Consider the following 16,729-nt stretch of genomic DNA (forward strand, 5'->3'; position numbering starts at 1 on the left):
TTTATCACACCAGGCACTCGTGTAACAGATGCCAAGTACCTGTCTTGTTCCATTCTTACTACTTGTTTTTGCCCATTCCAGCCTGGCGCGCCATTTTCGCCGGAATCCTACTCAGTTTTGGCCACCACCGGCAGCGCTGAGGTCTCGTCCTCAAGGTGGGCCCGCCGTCGTCCGCTGCCTTTGACCCAGAGCCGGTAGGCGACCACCAGCAGTCCCAGCCACACGGCCCCCACATAGAGCGCCACGCGGGTGTCCTCGAAGAAGCCAAGCACCGCGATCACCAGGCCCATGAAGCCGATGGTGAGGACGGACGCGGCAGGCCACCACGGGGAGGGGAATTCCGACGCCGGCAGGCCGTTCCGCGCGATCTCGCGTTTCATCGCCACATGGGAGGCAAGAATCATGACCCACACCCAGACCGTGGCAAATGTTGCGATCGAGGCGATGAGCAGGAAGACATCTTCGGGGATGACCGCGTTCAGCACCACTCCCACGAGCAGGATTCCGGCCATCATCACCACCGTCATCCACGGCACCCCATGCCGCGATACACGTCCGAAGCTCTGCGGTGCGTGCCCCTGCTTGGCCAGGCCGAAGAGGATCCGTCCGGCGCCGAAGATGTCGCTGTTGATGGCCGAGAGCGCGGCGGTGATCACCACGGCGTTGAGGATGTGGGGCGCGGCGGGGATGCCCAGGCCGCTGAAGATCTGGACGAACGGGCTGCCGTTGCTGCCGATCCCGTTCCATGGGAAGAGACTCATGAGCACTCCGAGGGTGAGCACGTAGAAGAGCAGGACCCGGACCGGCACTGTGTTGACGGCCTTGGGGATCACCTTCTTGGGGTCGGCTGCCTCGCCGGCGGTGATGCCGATGGTTTCAATGCCGCCGAAGGCGAACATGACCACCGCGAACGAGGCCAAAAGCCCTTCGAAGCCGTTGGGAAACAGGCCGCCGTGTTCCACCAGGTTGCCCAGGCCCGGGGCGGCCGAGGCGTCGCCGTTCTGGAAGCCGAACGCCAGGATGGCTGCGCCGCCGGCGATCATGGCAATGATGGCTGAGACCTTGACCAGCGTGAACCAGAATTCGAGTTCGCCGAACACCTTGACGCTCAGCAGGTTCAGCGCCGCGAGGAGGAAGATGATGGCCAGGATCCAGACCCAACGTTCCACGGCCGGGAACCAGAAGCCCATATAGATGCTGAACGCGGTGACGTCGGCGATGGCGACGATCGCCATTTCGAAGACGTAGGTCCAGCCTGTGACGAAGCCTGCCAGCGGGCCAAGGTAGCGGCTCGCGTACTGCCCGAAGGACCCCGAGACCGGGTGCCGCACGGCCATTTCCCCCAGGGCGCGCATCACCATGAACACGGCGGCGCCGCCGATCATGTAGGCGAACAGCACGGCCGGGCCGGCTTTCTGGATGGCCGAGGCGGAGCCGTAGAACAGTCCGGTGCCGATGGCGGACCCCAGCGCCATGAAGCGGATGTGGCGGACGTTCAGGCCGCGGTTCAGGACGCCTTCGACGGCGCTTCCGACGGCGGCGCGTGCGGTTCCGGCGGCGGAGGTGCTTTCGGCAGAGGTGCCTGCCCCGCTTTCCGGTGCCAGTTCATCAGTTGTTTGGGCTTGTTGCATGCCACATACCTTCTCGTCATTGGGGAGGGGATCGCTATCCAGCAGACCATGCCGGAGGCGGCTGTGATGAGACTCACGGGCTGTTGCTGTCTTTGATTTCAGACTGTGGGGCATCAGGCAGGGCGCGTCGCAGCTGCGCGCACGGACAGTTGTGCCCCCGGCATGCCTGAACCGCCGCAGAACAGCCACCCTCGAGGTCGTGTTCCCACAGGGGCTTGTTCCACTGGATGAGGTTCTCGCCGCCCCAGATGTCATTCACCAGGATGTCCAGCCGGCCATGCTCGCCGTCGATGCGGCGGACCAGCGCGTCCACCTCCGTGGCGTGGAGGTGGTCCACGGCAACTGCGACGCCGGTCCCGCCGGCCGCGCTCACCATGGCCGCAGTCTCATCGATGGTTTCCGGGCGGCGATAGTCGGAGGTCCGGCCGTTGGTGGTGCGCCCGGTGCAGTAGACCAGCGCGCCGGCCTCACCCAGGGCCACGGCCGTTCCGCGTCCTGCGCCCCGCGTGGCCCCGGCGACCAGGGCTACCTTGCCTTTCAGCGGAAATTCCATGCGCAAACGCTACCGCCGTGCGGCGGAAAGCGGGATTATCGCCATAAGCGGCCAATGTCCGGTACCCCAGACAGATGCGGGTGCCAGGGCCAGCAGGGGACGCCGGAACTAGCGCAAGCTTAAGTACGGGATACCGGACACCGATCCGGCGAGATCCGAAAACACAGTCACCAACGAGGCCTGGAGGGCACATGGCAGGCACCATGACCGCAGCGGCGGCAAGGCGGCCGGAACCAGCGGCCAAAGCGAAAGTCCCGGCGGCCGAAAACACCCTGCGGATCCTCAAACTGTTGGCTTCCAGGCGGGGGCCGATGGCGGCGTCGAACATTGCCACGGCGCTGGGGCTGCCGCGCTCAAGTGTCTACCACCTCCTGGGCGTGATGGAGGCGAACGGCTTTGTCCTGCACCTGCATGAGGAGCAGCGCTACGGACTGGGCATCAGCGCCTTCGAGCTCAGTTCCGCTTATTCGAGGCAGGAGCCGCTGTCCCGGCTCGGGCGGCCGATGCTGGCATCCCTCGTGGACGTCCTTGGCGAAAGCGCGCACCTGGCAGTCCTGCACGGCCGGGACGTGCTGTACATCGTGGAGGAGCGGGCCAAGAACCGGCCGTCCCTGGTGACCGACGTCGGTGTCCGGCTGCCGAGCCACCTCACCGCCAGCGGCCGCGCCATCCTTGCCGCGCTGCCGAAATCCCAGGTCCGCGCCCTGTATCCGAACGCCGCCGCCTTCACGGCAAGGCACGAGGTGGAGGGCGCCATCATGAAGTACTCGGCGCTGTCCTCGCACCTGGACCAGGTGCGGCAGCGCGGCTACGCCACGGAACACGGCGAGGTGACACCGGGCTTTGGCTCCATCGCCGCCGCTGTCACGGATCACCTGGGATGGCCGACGGCGGCCGTCGCCGTCACGTTCCTGGAGGACAAACTGCCCGAGGACCAGTGGCCGGTGCTCGCCGCCCGGGTGCAAAAGGTCGCCGACGAGCTCTCGGTGCGCATCCACGGCCGCCCGGCCAAGTAGCCGCCGCCCGGTGCATTCAGGGTGGCCGGGCACGTCTGGGATACCGGACAGCACCCGCTGGAAACCCCTGTCTGACCCGGCCTGGAGGGGCTTTAGTTGATACAGAAGCACTTCCCGCTCAACCAAAAACCCCTCAACACGCAACAACGGTCCACCACATTTCCGCAACACGAAGGAGCCACCATGGCACCCGCCGATTTCACCACCGGTGCCCGCCCGGTCAAAGCAGCCCGCGGCACCGAGCTCACCGCCAAGTCCTGGCAGACCGAGGCGCCCCTGCGCATGCTGATGAACAACCTCGACCCCGAGGTTGCCGAGCGCCCCGATGACCTGGTGGTCTACGGTGGCACCGGCCGCGCCGTCCGCAGCTGGGCCGCGTTCGACGCCATCACCCGCACTCTGGAAACCATGGAAAAGGACGAGACCCTCCTGGTCCAGTCCGGCAAGCCGGTCGGCGTCTTCCGCACCCACGAATGGGCCCCGCGCGTCCTGCTGGCCAACTCCAACCTCGTGGGCGACTGGGCGAACTGGCCCGAGTTCCGCCGGCTCGAGGCCGAGGGCCTGATGATGTACGGCCAGATGACCGCCGGGTCCTGGATCTACATCGGCACCCAGGGCATCCTGCAGGGCACCTTCGAAACCTTCGCCGCCGTCGGAAATAAGCTGACGGCCGCCAGGCAAGATGCTGTCCGCCAACCGGCTCCTGCCGCTGAAGGCTCCACCGAGGGCCCGCTGGCCGGCACCCTGACGCTGACCGGCGGCTGCGGCGGCATGGGCGGCGCCCAGCCGCTCGCCGTCACCCTGAACGACGGCGCCTGCCTGATTGTCGACGTCGACGAGTCCCGCCTGCGCCGCCGCGCCGGCAAGCGCTACCTGGACGAGGTCGAGACCGACCTGGACACCGCCGTTGCCAAGGTCCAGAAGGCCAAGGAAGAGCGCCGCGGCTGGTCCGTGGGCTACGTGGGCAACGCAGCCGAGGTCTTCCCCGAGCTGCTCCGCCGCCACACGGCCGGCGAGCTGACCATCGACGTCGTCACCGACCAGACCTCCGCCCACGACCCCCTGAGCTACCTGCCCGAGGGCATCTCGGTGGACGAATGGCACCGCGAGGCAGAAGCCGACCCCGAAGGCTTCACCAAGAAGGCCCAGGCTTCCATGGCCAAGCACGTCCAGGCCATGGTCGAATTCCAGGACGCCGGCGCCGAGGTCTTCGACTACGGCAACTCCATCCGCGATGAAGCCCGCAAGGGCGGCTACAGCCGGGCCTTCGAGTTCCCCGGCTTCGTTCCGGCCTACATCCGCCCGCTGTTCTGCGAGGGCCTCGGCCCGTTCCGCTGGGTCGCACTGTCCGGCGACCCGGAAGACATCCGCGTCACCGACGAAGCCATCAAGGAGCTGTTCCCGGAGAACAAGCACCTGCACAAGTGGATCGACGCCGCCCAGGAGCGCGTCGAGTTCGAAGGCCTGCCGGCCCGCATCTGCTGGCTGGGCTACGGCGAACGTGCCAAGGCCGGCCTGCTCTTCAACCAGCTCGTCAAGGAAGGCAAGGTCAAGGCCCCCATCGTGATCGGCCGCGACCACCTGGACTCCGGCTCCGTCGCCTCCCCGTACCGCGAGACCGAGGCCATGGCCGACGGCTCCGACGCCATCGCCGACTGGCCGCTGCTCAACGCCCTGATCAACACCTCATCCGGCGCCACCTGGGTCTCGATCCACCACGGCGGCGGAGTGGGCATCGGCCGTTCCATCCACGCCGGCCAGGTCTCCGTCGCCGACGGCACCGACCTCGCTGCCGAGAAGCTCGAGCGGCTCCTCACCAACGACCCCGGCATGGGCGTCATCCGCCACGTCGACGCCGGCTACGACCGCGCCGTCGACGTCGCCAAGGAACGCGGCGTCCGCATCCCCATGAACGAAGGAACCACAAAGTGACCACGATTACCCACGAACCGCTCACCGTTACCCTCGGTGCCAGCGGTGTCACGCCCGAGGACGTCGTCGCCGTCGCACGCTACGACGCCAAGGTGACCATCTCCCAGGAAGCCCTGGACACCGTCGCCAAAGTCCGTGCGCACATCGACGAACTGGCCCACAGTGACGTGCCCGCCTACGGCATCTCCACCGGCTTTGGCGCGCTGGCCAACCGCCACATTCCCGGCGAGCTGCGCACCCAGCTGCAGAAGTCGCTGATCCGCAGCCACGCCGCCGGGATGGGGCCAGCGGTGGAACGCGAGGTTGTCCGCGGCATCATGTTCCTGCGCGCCAAGACCCTCGCCTCCGGCCGCACCGGCGTCCGCCCCGTAGTCCTGCAAACCATGGTGGACGTGCTCAACGCCGGCATCACCCCAGTGGTCCGGGAATTCGGTTCGCTGGGCTGCTCCGGCGACCTCGCGCCGCTGTCGCACTGCGCCCTGGTCCTCATGGGCGAAGGCGAAGCCACCGGCCCCGACGGCGAGCTCTACGGCGGCGCCGGCCAGGGGACAGTCGCCGAACTCCTCGCCGCGCACGGCATCGAGCCCGTGACCCTGGCCGAGAAGGAAGGGCTGGCACTGGTCAACGGCACCGAGGGCATGCTGGGCATGCTCCTCATGGCCATTGCAGACCTGCGGCAACTGCTTACGACGGCGGACATCACCGCTGCGCTCAGCGTGGAGGCGCTGCTCGGCACCGACCAGGTGTTCCTGCCCGAGCTGCACGCCGCACTGCGGCCGCACCCGGGCCAGGCCGCCAGCGCGGACAACATGCTCCGCGTGCTGTCCGACTCGGCGATCGTGGCCTCACACCGTGTGGGCGACTCCCGCGTCCAGGACGCGTACTCACTGCGCTGCGCGCCGCAGGTTGCCGGCGCCGTCCGGGATACCGTGGACCACGCCGAACTGGTCGCTTCCCGCGAACTTGCGGCCGCCATCGACAACCCCGTGGTCCTGCCCGACGGCCGGGTCAGCTCCAACGGCAACTTCCACGGCGCCCCGGTGGCGTACGTGCTGGACTACCTGGCGATCGCCGTCGCCGACCTCAGCTCCATCGCCGAACGGCGGACGGACCGCATGCTGGACCCGGCCCGGTCCCATGGCCTGCCGGCGTTCCTGGCCGCTGACCCGGGCGTGGACTCGGGCCTGATGATCGCCCAGTACACGCAGGCCGGGCTTGTCTCGGACAACAAGCGGCTTGCGGTCCCGGCGTCCGTCGACTCCATCCCGAGCTCCGCCATGCAGGAGGACCACGTGTCCATGGGCTGGCACGCGGCCCGCAAGCTCCGGAAGGCCGTGGAGAACCTGCGCCGCGTGCTCGCGATCGAACTCGTGACATCGGCACGGGCGATTGACCTGCGCACGCAGCTTTCCGGCGGTGAGCTGACACCCGGCCCCGCAGGCGCGGCCGTGCTCGAAGCGCTGCGGACCGTCGTCGGCGGTCCCGGCACGGACAGGTTCCTCTCACCCGAGCTTGAAGCGGCCGACCGGTTCGTAGCTTCCGGCGCGGTGCGGACGGCAGCCGAATCCGCCGTCGGAAACCTCGCCTGAGGGTGAACAATCTGCACCGCCGGCAAGTAATTGCCGGCGGTGCCGAAATACTCTGCAATGCGCCGGAAAGAGGCCTGCGAGTGTAGTAGAACTAAAGGTGTAGTGAAAGTCACATCAAAGAGGCTGTGGCGTAAGAACATCCACAAAGGGGTAGAAGTTCAAATGAAAGCACGCGGGGCAGTCCTGTCCAGACGTATCGCACACGCAGCAACGGTTTCCGACTGGGGATCGCTGCATGTGGGCGAGCGGGTTGAGATCATCAAGCATGCGCACGTTATTGCTGCAGGCGAGGTGGAGGAAGTCTCACGGAGCGGAAACGTGTTGTGGCTCGTCTCCGGCGGAGCGCATGAGTCCCAGCTCTTCATGAAGTCCGATGGCGTGCAGGTGCGCCGGACGTAGCCCGGCTGGCTCAAGCAGCGCGGAAGAGCGTGAAATAAAAAGCCCCCGACCTTGGATCATCCGGCCTGACGGCCGGCATGAGTCCAGGATCGGGGGCTTTTTCGCGTGTTAGGCCGCGATGTCCTCGTGTGTTTCACCGAAGGGAACAGACTCGTCGAGGGCCACCGTGTAACGGCCTGGCTTAAGGCGCGTGACCTTGATGCCGCAGGTGCCCTCAAGGGCAGCCGTGGCGATCAGCGTCTCCACGGCGTTTTCCAGACCGTCATGGACCTGGTCGGCGCTGGTGAATGCCAGGTCGATGGACCGGGCATCCGCGGAGCGAGTCGCGCTCGTAGGAGCGGTTGGGCGCTCCATGGTTGCTGTGCTCATGTACTGACTTTCTGTGTTTCTTGCCGGGGGGAGTAGCCCATTCTACCGGGAACGGGTGCAAAGGTCAGACGACTGGCATTTGCCGCCGTTTATGACTGGTTCCTCGAGCGGCGGTACCCGGCGTCCGCCTGCCCTCCCCGACGCGCGGCCAGGCCGATAGTGTTGGTCAGGTCCGGAAGGCCAACGTGGAGGCTACCGTGTTTGAAGCTGCCAGCATCCTGTTCGCCGCGGCGGGGGTGGCCGTGTTTGTTGCCGCCATTCTGCCCAAAGCACTCCGGAACGTGCCCGTTTCAATGCCGATGGTGTTCCTTGGTGCCGGGGCCGCCGCCTTCGGCCTGCTCAGGGATCTTCCCGACCCCAGCCCCCTCACCTACCCGGACCTGACGCTGCACCTGACCGAGGTCTGCGTGATCGTCTCCCTGATGGGTGCCGGGCTGGCGCTGGACCGTTCGGTCGGCCGGCGGAGCTGGGCCACCACGTGGCGGATGCTCTGCATTGCCATGCCGCTGTGCATACTTGGCCTCACGCTCCTGGGCCTGTGGCTGCTGGGACTGGGACTCGCCGCCGCTCTCCTTGTGGCCGCCGCCCTGGCACCGACGGATCCGGTCCTCGCCTCCGAAGTGCAGGTCGGCGAACCGGCCGACGAGGAGGAGGGCACCGACCAGGAGGACGAGGTCAGGTTCGCCCTGACCTCGGAGGCGGGGCTGAATGACGGGCTGGCCTTTCCCTTTGTGTACCTGGCCATTGCCATGAGCCTCGTGGGGACGGCGCCGTCGGCCTGGTTTCCGGAGTGGTTCGGCGTGGACGTCCTGTGGCGCATCGGAATGGGCGTGCTGCTGGGCTACGGCACGGGCAAGGCGCTCGCCCGGCTCTTCTTCTCCGCCCGGCACGACAGCATCCGGCTGTCCAACCATTCCGAAGGCTTCGTTGCGCTGGCCGCCACCTTCCTGGCCTACGGCTTGACCCAGATGGTCGCAGGCTACGGCTTCGTCGCCGTGTTCGTCTGCGCCGTCACCATCAGGGCGGCCGAGCGCACGCACGGCTACCACCGCATTCTTCACTCCTACGTGGAACAGCTCGAGCGGCTACTGACACTAGTCATCCTGGTCCTCCTGGGCGGAGCGATCGCGCGGGGCCTGCTGGCGGGCATCGGCTGGGCCGAGGTGGGCGTGGCACTGGCGTTCCTGATCCTGGTCCGTCCGCTGTCCGGCTGGCTGGCGCTGGCCCGGGGCAAGACCGGTCCCCGGGAGCGGATCGCGATTTCCTTCTTTGGCATCCGGGGCATCGGGTCGCTGTACTACCTTGCCTACGCGCTGGGGCAGGGCGGCTTCGGGGACCAGGCGGAGCGCCTGTGGAGCATCATCGGGCTCGTCGTGGCGGCGTCTGTGGTGCTGCACGGGGTCACCACAGCGCCGGTCATGAAGCGCCTGGACCGGCTCCGCGAACGCAGGGCGGCGGAGAAATTCGGTGATGAGGGAAAGGCTCCGCACACCCCGGTCTGACCTGCGGAGCAACGAACCATGCCGGGGGCCGCGAGTATTCTGCTTTCCGTCCGTGGTGTGGTGAGCTTGGATCATGGCAGGCAGAAGATTGATACCCCGTACGGCTGTGGCCTTGGCAAAGTTGCTGGGGTTCGTGATTGTCAGCTGCCTGTGCGGAGTCCTCGTAGCCGGGTTCCTGGTGCCCGGGGCTGCCCTTGGCGGCACCTCGGTCAGCAGGTCGATTTCCTACTTCAACAGCCTGCCGACCGAACTCGCGGTGCCCGCGCCGTCGCAGACAACCCGCATGCTGACGGCGGACGGCAAGCTCATCGCCACGTTCTATTCCGAGAACCGGGTCCGGGTGCCCCTGAAGCAGATGTCCCCGTTCATCCGGAAGGCCGTCGTCGCCATCGAGGACAGCCGGTTCTACGAGCACCGCGGGGTGGACACGCAGGGCGTGCTGCGCGCACTGACCAGCAACCTGACCCGCGGCGACCGGCAGGGCGCCTCCACCCTTACCCAGCAGTACGTCACCAACATTGTGAACGAGTCCCTGATTTCCGAAGGCCGTGAGGACCAGGTGGTGCTCAGCGGGCAGAAGACCATGGGGGACAAGCTGCGTGAGATGCGGCTCGCGATGGCCCTGGAGCAGAAGTTCACCAAGGACCAGATCCTCGAGGGCTACCTCAACATTGTCTTCTTCAACCGCAGTGCCTACGGCATCGAGGCGGCGTCCCAGTACTTCTTCAGCGTCCCGGCCAGCAAGTTGACGCTGCCCCAGTCGGCGCTGCTCGCAGGCCTGGTGAACAGCCCCAGCTTCTACGATCCCGTGGCCAACCCTAAGAACTCGCTGAAACGGCGCAACCAGGTCCTCGGCGAAATGCTCAAGCAGAAGATGATCACCAAGAAACAGCACGACGCCGCCGCGGCCTCCGGCGTCGGCGTGAAGGTCAAGCCCTCGCGGCAGGGATGTGCCGCGGCCACCATGGCCCCGTACTTCTGTGACTACGTGACCCACCTCTTCCTCAACAACCCGGCCTACGGTGCGGACACGGAAGCGCGCGAAAAGCGGCTCTTCCGCGGCGGCCTGACCATCAGGACAACCCTGGACAGCCGGCTGCAGGCCAAGGCGCAGGCGCAGGTCAACGCCACCGCCGGTGCCAATCCGGACAAGTGGGGCGCTTCGCTGGTCACGGTGCAGCCGGGCACCGGCAAGGTCCTGGCGATGGCCCAGAACACGGTGTACCTGCCACAGCCCGGGAAGTTCAATACCCAGCTGAACTTCAATGTGGACGCCAAGGACGCGAACGGCAACGACCTCAACGGGGCCGGCGGGTTCCAGCCGGGATCCACCATGAAGCCCTTTACCTTCGCCGAATGGCTGCACCAGGGCAGGACCATGACCACGGTGGTGGACGCCTCGAAGCGCGAGTATCCGCTGGGGTTCCGCTGGCGGTCCTCCTGTGGAAAGGTGGCCGGCGGCTACAGCACCAAGCAGCGCCGGGCGGGGCTCGAAACGGCTGACGACCTCCAGAACGCGTCGGAGGGCTACTACCGCAAGATGCCGGCCGACTACGGGCTCTACAACTCCATCAACACAGCCACCTTTGCCGAAGCCGCACAGCTGGACTTCTGCGGAATCCAGAACATGGTCAACGCCGTCGGGCTGCGCAGCGGGCTGGACGGGACACCGGTCAACATGCACCAGCTGGGCAACCTCCTGGGCGGCACCGGGGTGGCCCCGATGACCATGGCCAGCGCCTTTGCCACCTTCGCCGCCGACGGCCGGTACTGCGTGCCGGTGGCCCTGGCCGGGGTGGCGGACATGGCCGGCAAGAAGCTTCCGGCGCAGGCCCAGGAATGCAGCGACACCGTGGACAAGAACGTGGTCAGGGGAGTGAACAAGGCACTTCAGGACATGCTCAACAAGGGCTCCGGTATTTACATCAACCCCAAGGTGCAGAAAGCCGTGCCCGTGGCGGCCAAGACAGGCACCAACAACAGCAACAGCGCCACCTGGGTCCTGGGCTACACCTCCGGCCTGGCGACCGCGTCGTTCTTCGGGGATGCCCTCGAGGGCCAGCAGCGCCCCGGCCGGAACCTCACCGTCAACGGCAAGCACTACGACCGCATCGACGGCTACATGATCGCGGGCCCGCAGTGGGCGAACTACATGCTCCAGGTGGCGCGGCTCTATCCGGCCGCGGCCTTCCCCAAACCGCCGGCGTCGATCGTCAGCAAGCCTGCGGCGAAGCCGAAGCCGCCCGCCCGGCCAACCCCGAAGCCCACGGCCACGCCCAAGCCCAAGCCCAAACCCAGGGATTAGGGGCGGGACAGGCTGTCCCTAGCCCAGCAGGATACTGACCAGCCGCGCGGCCACCCTGGCGGTCCGGTTGTCGATGTCGAAGGCCGGGTTCAGCTCGGCCACGTCCGCGTGCAGCAGCTTGCCGCTGGCCACCACCTGGCGGCAGACGGCGCTGATCACCGGCAGTGGAACACCGTAGGCCGCCGGGGCGCTGACCCCCGGTGCAACCGCCGCCGGGAGCACGTCCAGGTCGATGGTCAGGTAGAGGACGTCGATCCCGCTGAGGAAATCCGCCACAAAGGCCTCGGCTGCGCCGGGGGTGCACTCCTCGTCCAGCAGATACTTCACCCCCAGCTTTTCGGCGGTGCTGAACAGGGCACGGGTGTTGTTGGGTTCGGAAATTCCGACGACGGCGTAGTTCAGTTCGCGCCCGGCGGCCGCTTCCGCACGGGCCATCTGGAGGAACGGCGTCCCCGAACTGGGCGTTGCTTCGTCCCGGAGGTCGAAATGGGCATCGAGGTTGAGCACGCCCAGCCGCTGGCCGTCGCGGACCGCCCGCGACCCGGCTACGCCGATGTAGCTGGCATACGCGGTTTCGTGGCCGCCGCCGAGCACCATGGTGAGGCGGCCGCCGTCGAGCAGTGCTGCCACGGCGAGGCCCGCGCGGGCCTGGCCGGCTTCCAGTTCGCCGTCTCGGACCACCACGTCGCCGGCGTCGGCGACCAATCTCTCCGAGTGGTAGGCGAGGGGGCCCAGCGCGCTGCGGATGGCCGCCGGGGCAGCCACGGCCCCGGTCCTGCCCTTGTTCCGGCGCACGCCCTCGTCGCTGCAGAAGCCGAGGATAGCGGCGGGGCGCTGTGCGGGCACCGTGGTGTGCGGGGCCTGTGAATCAGTTGCTACCGCCTGCCACCACCGGCGGTGGGCCTCGCCGTCGCCGTCGTAACGGCCCGTCCAGGGGCGGGGCTGAACGTCAACTGAGAGCGTGGGAAAGTCCATGCTTCAAGCTCACCGCACGGACCCGGCGAAAACCAGCAGCGCCGCCGTCGCAATGTCTGGAATACCGGAAAACGCCAGATGGCACGGTGTCCGGGAAGAACACCGTGCCATCTGGTCGAAGGGGGAGAGCGGAACTACATGCCCAGTGCCTGCTCGATCGGGCCGATGGCGAAGAACAGGACGAACGCCGCCGCGACGGCCCACATCAGCGGGTGCACCTCGCGGGTGCGGCCCTGGAAAGTGCGGATCAGGACGTAGGAGATGAAGCCCGCGCCCAGGCCGTTGGCGATCGAGTAGGTGAAGGGCATCAGCGTGAACGTGAGGAAGGCGGGCAGCGCGATGCCCCAGTCCTGCCAGTGGATCTTGCTGATCTGCGCCACCATCATGAAGCCGACCACCACCAGGGCGGGGGCCACGGCCTCGAACGGCACGAGGTTGATCAGCGGGGTGAAGAACATGGCCACCAGGAACAGCAGGCCGGTGACGATCGAGGCCAGTCCGGTCCGCGCGCCCTCGCCGATGCCCGCACCGGATTCGACGTAGATCTGGTTGGAGGACACGGAGGCGCCGCCGCCCACGATGGCGCCGAGGGCGTCCACCTGCAGCACGCGGTCAACGTTGGGGATGTTGCCGTCCTTGTCCACGGTTCCGGCCTCGTTGGCCAGGCCCACCATGGTGCCCATGGCATCGAAGAAGATGCTGAGCAGGATCACGAACGCGAGCAGGGCCGCGGCCACCACGCCCAGGTGCCCGAAGGCGCCGATCGGGTTGGCCTTGCCGATCAGGGACAGATCGGGAGCGGCCCATTCGGTGAACTTGGGGGCCACCAGGGACCAGCCCTGCGGGTTGAAGTTCTTGCCGTCGAAGCTGGGCCCGATGTGCAGCGTGAACTCCAGGATGACGGCCAGAATGGTGGAGGCGACGATGCCGATCAGGATGGCGCCCTTGACGTTGCGGACCAGCAGGGCGATGGTCAGGATCAGTCCGAATACGAACACCAGCGTGGGCCAGCCCAGAAGCTTGCCGTCAAAGCCGAGGCCCACGGGGACGGTGGTCCCGGCGGCATCGGGAACGCGGCGCACGAAGCCGGCGTTCACCAAGCCGATGAGGGCGATGAACAGGCCGATGCCCACCACGATCGCCGTCTTGAGACCGTCCGGCACCGCCCGGAACACTGCGGTCCGGAACCCGGTGAGGACCAGGATCATCATGGTGACGCCGGAGAGGACCACCAGGCCCATCATGTCCGGCCATGTGAGGCCCGGGTTGGTGGCCACTGTCACGGCCACGAAGGCGTTGACGCCGAGGCCGGTGGCCATGGCAAACGGATGCTTGGCCCATGCGCCCATGAGGATGGTCAGGATGCCGGCAACAAAGGCGGTGACGGCAGCAACTGCCTGGAAACCGAGTGTGGCACCGGAGGAGTCGGCGACGGACAGGATCAGGGGGTTCAGCACCACGATGTAGCTCATGGCGAAGAAGGTGGCGAAACCGCCGCGGATCTCGCGGTTGAGGTTGGACCCCCGTTCTGAAATTTTGAAGTACCGGTCAAGTGCAGAGCCCTGCTTGAGCATTAGTCCTCCGGTGAGAGTGTGGGGGTTACTTGAATCCTAGTAGGTTGGCAGGTGCCGTCCCAGCAAATTCGCCTACTCTGTAAGGAAGTCAACACTAGGAGTAGTCCGCCCATGCGTTTTCCCCGCCAGTTGCTGTCCGCCGTCCTTGGCGCGCTTGCGTCCGTTTGCCTGCTTCTTGCTGCGGGGCTCGTGACGGCAGGGCCGGCTTCTGCGCACGATGTCGCCGAGGGCAGCAGCCCGGCCGACGGCGCCACCGTGGCAACGGCTCCCGCCAGGGTCTCGATCACCTTCAACAACACTCCGCTGGGGCTCGGTTCCGAGGTCAGGGTGACGGATGCCTCCGGAACCGACTGGGCCGACGGCAAGGTGGAGATCGTGGACAACGTCGCCTCGCAAAAGCTGCGGGAGGGTGCGCCTGCCGGGAAGTACACGGTGGTGTGGCGCGTGGTGAGCTCGGACTCCCATCCGATTGAGGGCACGTTCGCCTTCACCGCCACGGCCGCTGCCGCAGGTGCGGCCACGGCGCCGGTCCCGAGCGTCGGCACGCCGCAGCCGGGGCAGACCCAGGCCACCGGCACAGCCCCGCACTCCGCGGAGCCCTTCCCATGGAGCATCGTGATCTTTGCCGCCGTGGCTCTCGGCCTGCTCGTCACCCTGGGCGTGCTGGCCCGCCGGAGGCTCGGCGTCAGTGACAATGACGACGCCGGGAACTAACTAGCCACCTGCCCGCCCCGCCCTGTGCAGTAGCGCGAGCGAACCACAGGGGACAAGAAAGCCCGACGGCGATCATCGCCGTCGGGCTTTGCCTCAGACTGCTGCGGCGGGGAGCGTCGGGAAGCTTCCGGTGAGCACCGACGGCACGCTGTCCGGGTAGACCTTCGCCGAAATGGCCTGGCCCACCACCTTTGCCTGGCGCAGCACTTCCTTGGGCGTTGGCGTGATGAGCTCACCCACGCCCACCAGGTAGATGCCGATGGCGCGCATGGTGGCCACCAGGTTGGTGCCAATGGAGATGCCGAGGTCCGTCAGCATGCGCCGCAGCTGGCTGTGGGCGCAGCGGGTGAGCACAATGTGGTCGGCCAGGAGCACGCCGTCCGGAGTATGCACGGCCCAGCGGTGCAGGGAGGCCTCCGCCGCCGGGCCCATCTTGTCGAGCAACACGGCAGACGTGTCGTTGCGGATGTCCAGCTGATGGCTCGACGCGTAGTTGCGCAGGTGCCGGAGGATTTCGTTCCGCTCCTGGACCGATGCCGCCTCGTCGCACCGCTGCGGCGCGGACTTCTGGAACGGCTGGCTGCTGCCGGGGGATGCAAGCCGGCTGACGATGATTGAATCGACGCCCCGGCGCCGGAGTTCGGTGGCGATGGCCAAACCGGGAAGTCCGGTACCGATGACCACAGTGGTGGTCCGTTCTGCGCCGCTGAGACCAGGCATGCTTGACACTACAACTTCCTCCTCGAGAATTTCGAAGCGCAGGGCATCATCGCCGTGCACCGTCCACTGCCCCAGCAAGCAGACACAAGACATCCCCGGACGTGCTGTGGAGCACAATCCGGATCGATGGTGCCTCGACATTACAGAATTTTTTGGTCGCTGGATACCCCTCCCGAAACTTTGGTTTGCAGGGCTTTGCATGGCGTCATCCGGCCGCCAAAAACAGCCTTTCGAAAGGCCCCGCAGAGCCGCGTTGGGCCTGCTTGCTAAGAGATCGCCGACCGAGAATTATTGGATTTAAGCGCAGGCGGTACGAAACCGGGAACCGGACGGCCTGCCGGTTACGGTTAGCAAGGCTGCTTCTGGCAGACTAGCCGCATCATCAGGCAGTATCGCGAGGAGGCGGACGGAATGGACGCACACGAATTGCATCCCGACCCGGCAAGGGATGGCGGTGCCCGGCACGCGAGACCCGAAGGAATCGTCGTTGGCGTCGATGGTTCGGACCACGGCCAGTGCGCCCTCGTATGGGCGGCCCGCGAAGCCGAACGCCGCCGTCGTCCCCTCCATATAGTCACCGCCTACTCGGTGCCCATCTTTGCCGCCTCCGGCCTCGACGGCGGCTATGCCACCGTGGACGACTCGGTGATCCGCGAGGGCGCCGAGGCCATCCTGCAGCATGCCGTGGACAAGGTGGCCGGCTATAACATCGACGTCAGCGCTTCGGTTGAGAACGGAGACGCATCAGGGGTGCTGCTCGACCTCTCCGAGACCGCCGAGCTGCTGGTCTTCGGGACGCGGGGGCGGGGAGGGTTCGTAGGGCGGCTCCTCGGTTCCGTAAGCAGCGCGCTTCCGGCCCATGCCAAATGCCCAACGGTGACGGTTCCCCTGATCTGCTCCGACCGGCTGGGCGAGACCACCCAGGACAAACACATCCGGGCGGAGCAGGCCAAGGCCGGCCACGGTGCCGTGGAAAAGACAGTGGTGGTGGGCGTGGACGGGTCCGAGCAGGCCCGCGTCGCCGTCCTGGAAGCCGCAGAGCAGGCCGAACGCCTGGGTGCGCCGCTGCGCGTGATCTGCGCTGTGCCGCAGTACAGCGGATCCCTTGCGTGGGTTCCTGCCCCGCTGGACCGGGAGGCGCTGTTCGCTGACATCCAGGTCCAGCTGAAGGCCGGGGTGGCCTGGCTGCAGAGCCACTTCCCGCGGCTGGCCATTGAGACCCGGCTGCTGGACGGTTCGCCCGTGGATGTTCTGGTGGAGGCCAGCCGGCACGTTGAGCTGATAGTGGTGGGAACCCGCGGCCGCGGCGGCTTTACCGGCATGCTCCTGGGTTCGACGTCGGACGGCGTCCTCCACCATGCCAAGAGCCCGGTGATGGTGGTTCCGGACCGGGAAGACCCCCGGCTGGCCGACCGCGCCAGCTTCGGACCCATGCTCGGCGCTTCGTAGC

The 16,729-nt window shown here is 66.9% G+C and carries 14 protein-coding genes; 8 read left to right on the forward strand and 6 right to left on the reverse strand.

Going from position 1 to position 16,729, the window contains the following annotated elements; genetic code table 11:
• Positions 1–107 precede the first annotated feature (107 nt).
• Positions 108–1,631 (reverse strand): amino acid permease, encoded by a 1,524-nt coding sequence (locus ACFRAH_RS04260; RefSeq protein ID WP_377989676.1) that lies wholly within the window; start codon positions 1,629–1,631, stop codon positions 108–110.
• A gap of 73 nt (positions 1,632–1,704) precedes the next feature.
• Complete coding sequence (locus tag ACFRAH_RS04265; protein WP_377989677.1) at positions 1,705–2,184, reverse strand: SDR family NAD(P)-dependent oxidoreductase; 480 nt, start codon at positions 2,182–2,184, stop codon at positions 1,705–1,707.
• A gap of 191 nt (positions 2,185–2,375) precedes the next feature.
• Between ACFRAH_RS04265 and ACFRAH_RS04270 the strand changes: the two genes are divergently transcribed.
• The 4 genes from ACFRAH_RS04270 to ACFRAH_RS04285 all read left to right on the forward strand — a co-directional run bounded on the left by ACFRAH_RS04270 (position 2,376) and on the right by ACFRAH_RS04285 (position 7,120).
• The gene (locus ACFRAH_RS04270; RefSeq protein WP_377989678.1) at positions 2,376–3,200 is read left to right on the forward strand and encodes an IclR family transcriptional regulator; all 825 of its coding nucleotides are present in this window, start codon (positions 2,376–2,378) and stop codon (positions 3,198–3,200) included.
• A gap of 183 nt (positions 3,201–3,383) precedes the next feature.
• Positions 3,384–5,132 carry a urocanate hydratase gene (locus ACFRAH_RS04275; protein WP_377989679.1) on the forward strand — a complete coding sequence of 583 codons (1,749 nt, stop codon included), beginning with the start codon at positions 3,384–3,386 and terminating at the stop codon, positions 5,130–5,132.
• Complete coding sequence (gene hutH, locus ACFRAH_RS04280) at positions 5,129–6,721, forward strand: histidine ammonia-lyase (RefSeq protein WP_377989680.1); 1,593 nt, start codon at positions 5,129–5,131, stop codon at positions 6,719–6,721. Before ACFRAH_RS04275 ends, hutH begins: the two co-directional genes overlap by 4 nt.
• 162 nt (positions 6,722–6,883) lie before the next feature.
• Complete coding sequence (locus tag ACFRAH_RS04285) at positions 6,884–7,120, forward strand: hypothetical protein (RefSeq protein WP_377989681.1); 237 nt, start codon at positions 6,884–6,886, stop codon at positions 7,118–7,120.
• Positions 7,121–7,228: 108 nt separating this feature from the next.
• Here ACFRAH_RS04285 and ACFRAH_RS04290 read toward each other — a convergent pair whose 3' ends face one another.
• Positions 7,229–7,489: a hypothetical protein gene (locus ACFRAH_RS04290; protein WP_377989682.1), complete on the reverse strand. Its 261-nt coding sequence runs from the start codon at positions 7,487–7,489 to the stop codon at positions 7,229–7,231.
• A gap of 197 nt (positions 7,490–7,686) precedes the next feature.
• Here ACFRAH_RS04290 and ACFRAH_RS04295 point away from each other — a divergent pair, with 197 nt between their 5' ends.
• Positions 7,687–8,991 carry a cation:proton antiporter gene (locus ACFRAH_RS04295; protein WP_377989683.1) on the forward strand — a complete coding sequence of 435 codons (1,305 nt, stop codon included), beginning with the start codon at positions 7,687–7,689 and terminating at the stop codon, positions 8,989–8,991.
• A 73-nt stretch (positions 8,992–9,064) separates the two neighbouring features.
• The gene (locus ACFRAH_RS04300) at positions 9,065–11,296 is read left to right on the forward strand and encodes a transglycosylase domain-containing protein (RefSeq protein ID WP_377989684.1); all 2,232 of its coding nucleotides are present in this window, start codon (positions 9,065–9,067) and stop codon (positions 11,294–11,296) included.
• Between the two features lie 18 nt (positions 11,297–11,314).
• Here the strand turns inward: ACFRAH_RS04300 and hutG are convergent, their stop codons facing one another.
• Together hutG and ACFRAH_RS04310 are read right to left on the reverse strand one after the other, a co-directional pair.
• Positions 11,315–12,271 (reverse strand): formimidoylglutamase, encoded by a 957-nt coding sequence (hutG, locus tag ACFRAH_RS04305; RefSeq protein WP_377989685.1) that lies wholly within the window; start codon positions 12,269–12,271, stop codon positions 11,315–11,317.
• Positions 12,272–12,405: 134 nt separating this feature from the next.
• A complete protein-coding gene (locus ACFRAH_RS04310; RefSeq protein ID WP_377989686.1) occupies positions 12,406–13,845 on the reverse strand; it encodes an NCS2 family permease in 1,440 nt (479 codons plus the stop codon).
• Positions 13,846–13,956: 111 nt separating this feature from the next.
• Here ACFRAH_RS04310 and ACFRAH_RS04315 point away from each other — a divergent pair, with 111 nt between their 5' ends.
• Positions 13,957–14,559: a copper resistance protein CopC gene (locus tag ACFRAH_RS04315; RefSeq protein WP_377989687.1), complete on the forward strand. Its 603-nt coding sequence runs from the start codon at positions 13,957–13,959 to the stop codon at positions 14,557–14,559.
• Positions 14,560–14,652: 93 nt separating this feature from the next.
• Here the strand turns inward: ACFRAH_RS04315 and ACFRAH_RS04320 are convergent, their stop codons facing one another.
• Positions 14,653–15,279 (reverse strand): FAD-dependent monooxygenase, encoded by a 627-nt coding sequence (locus ACFRAH_RS04320; RefSeq protein ID WP_377989688.1) that lies wholly within the window; start codon positions 15,277–15,279, stop codon positions 14,653–14,655.
• A gap of 411 nt (positions 15,280–15,690) precedes the next feature.
• On the opposite strand from ACFRAH_RS04320, the gene ACFRAH_RS04325 reads away from it, so the two are divergent.
• Entirely contained in the window at positions 15,691–16,728 is a 1,038-nt protein-coding gene (locus ACFRAH_RS04325; RefSeq protein WP_377989689.1) for a universal stress protein, read from the forward strand.
• The last annotated feature ends 1 nt before the right edge of the window (position 16,729 follow it).

The sequence above is a fragment of the Arthrobacter sp. NPDC056727 genome, from assembly GCF_042790555.1.
Lineage (GTDB): Bacteria > Actinomycetota > Actinomycetes > Actinomycetales > Micrococcaceae > Arthrobacter.

Excerpts from the sequence above, each read along its gene's own strand:
- ACFRAH_RS04290 (WP_377989682.1), bottom strand. The coding sequence starts at position 7,489 with ATGAGCACAGCAACCATGGAGCGCCCAACCGCTCCTACGAGCGCGACT.
- hutG (WP_377989685.1), bottom strand. The coding sequence starts at position 12,271 with ATGGACTTTCCCACGCTCTCAGTTGACGTTCAGCCCCGCCCCTGGACG.
- ACFRAH_RS04325 (WP_377989689.1), top strand. The coding sequence starts at position 15,691 with ATGGACGCACACGAATTGCATCCCGACCCGGCAAGGGATGGCGGTGCC.
- ACFRAH_RS04265 (WP_377989677.1), bottom strand. The coding sequence starts at position 2,184 with ATGGAATTTCCGCTGAAAGGCAAGGTAGCCCTGGTCGCCGGGGCCACG.
- ACFRAH_RS04285 (WP_377989681.1), top strand. The coding sequence starts at position 6,884 with ATGAAAGCACGCGGGGCAGTCCTGTCCAGACGTATCGCACACGCAGCA.
- ACFRAH_RS04260 (WP_377989676.1), bottom strand. The coding sequence starts at position 1,631 with ATGCAACAAGCCCAAACAACTGATGAACTGGCACCGGAAAGCGGGGCA.
- ACFRAH_RS04320 (WP_377989688.1), bottom strand. The coding sequence starts at position 15,279 with ATGCCTGGTCTCAGCGGCGCAGAACGGACCACCACTGTGGTCATCGGT.
- ACFRAH_RS04315 (WP_377989687.1), top strand. The coding sequence starts at position 13,957 with ATGCGTTTTCCCCGCCAGTTGCTGTCCGCCGTCCTTGGCGCGCTTGCG.
- ACFRAH_RS04275 (WP_377989679.1), top strand. The coding sequence starts at position 3,384 with ATGGCACCCGCCGATTTCACCACCGGTGCCCGCCCGGTCAAAGCAGCC.
- ACFRAH_RS04300 (WP_377989684.1), top strand. The coding sequence starts at position 9,065 with ATGGCAGGCAGAAGATTGATACCCCGTACGGCTGTGGCCTTGGCAAAG.
- ACFRAH_RS04270 (WP_377989678.1), top strand. The coding sequence starts at position 2,376 with ATGGCAGGCACCATGACCGCAGCGGCGGCAAGGCGGCCGGAACCAGCG.
- ACFRAH_RS04310 (WP_377989686.1), bottom strand. The coding sequence starts at position 13,845 with ATGCTCAAGCAGGGCTCTGCACTTGACCGGTACTTCAAAATTTCAGAA.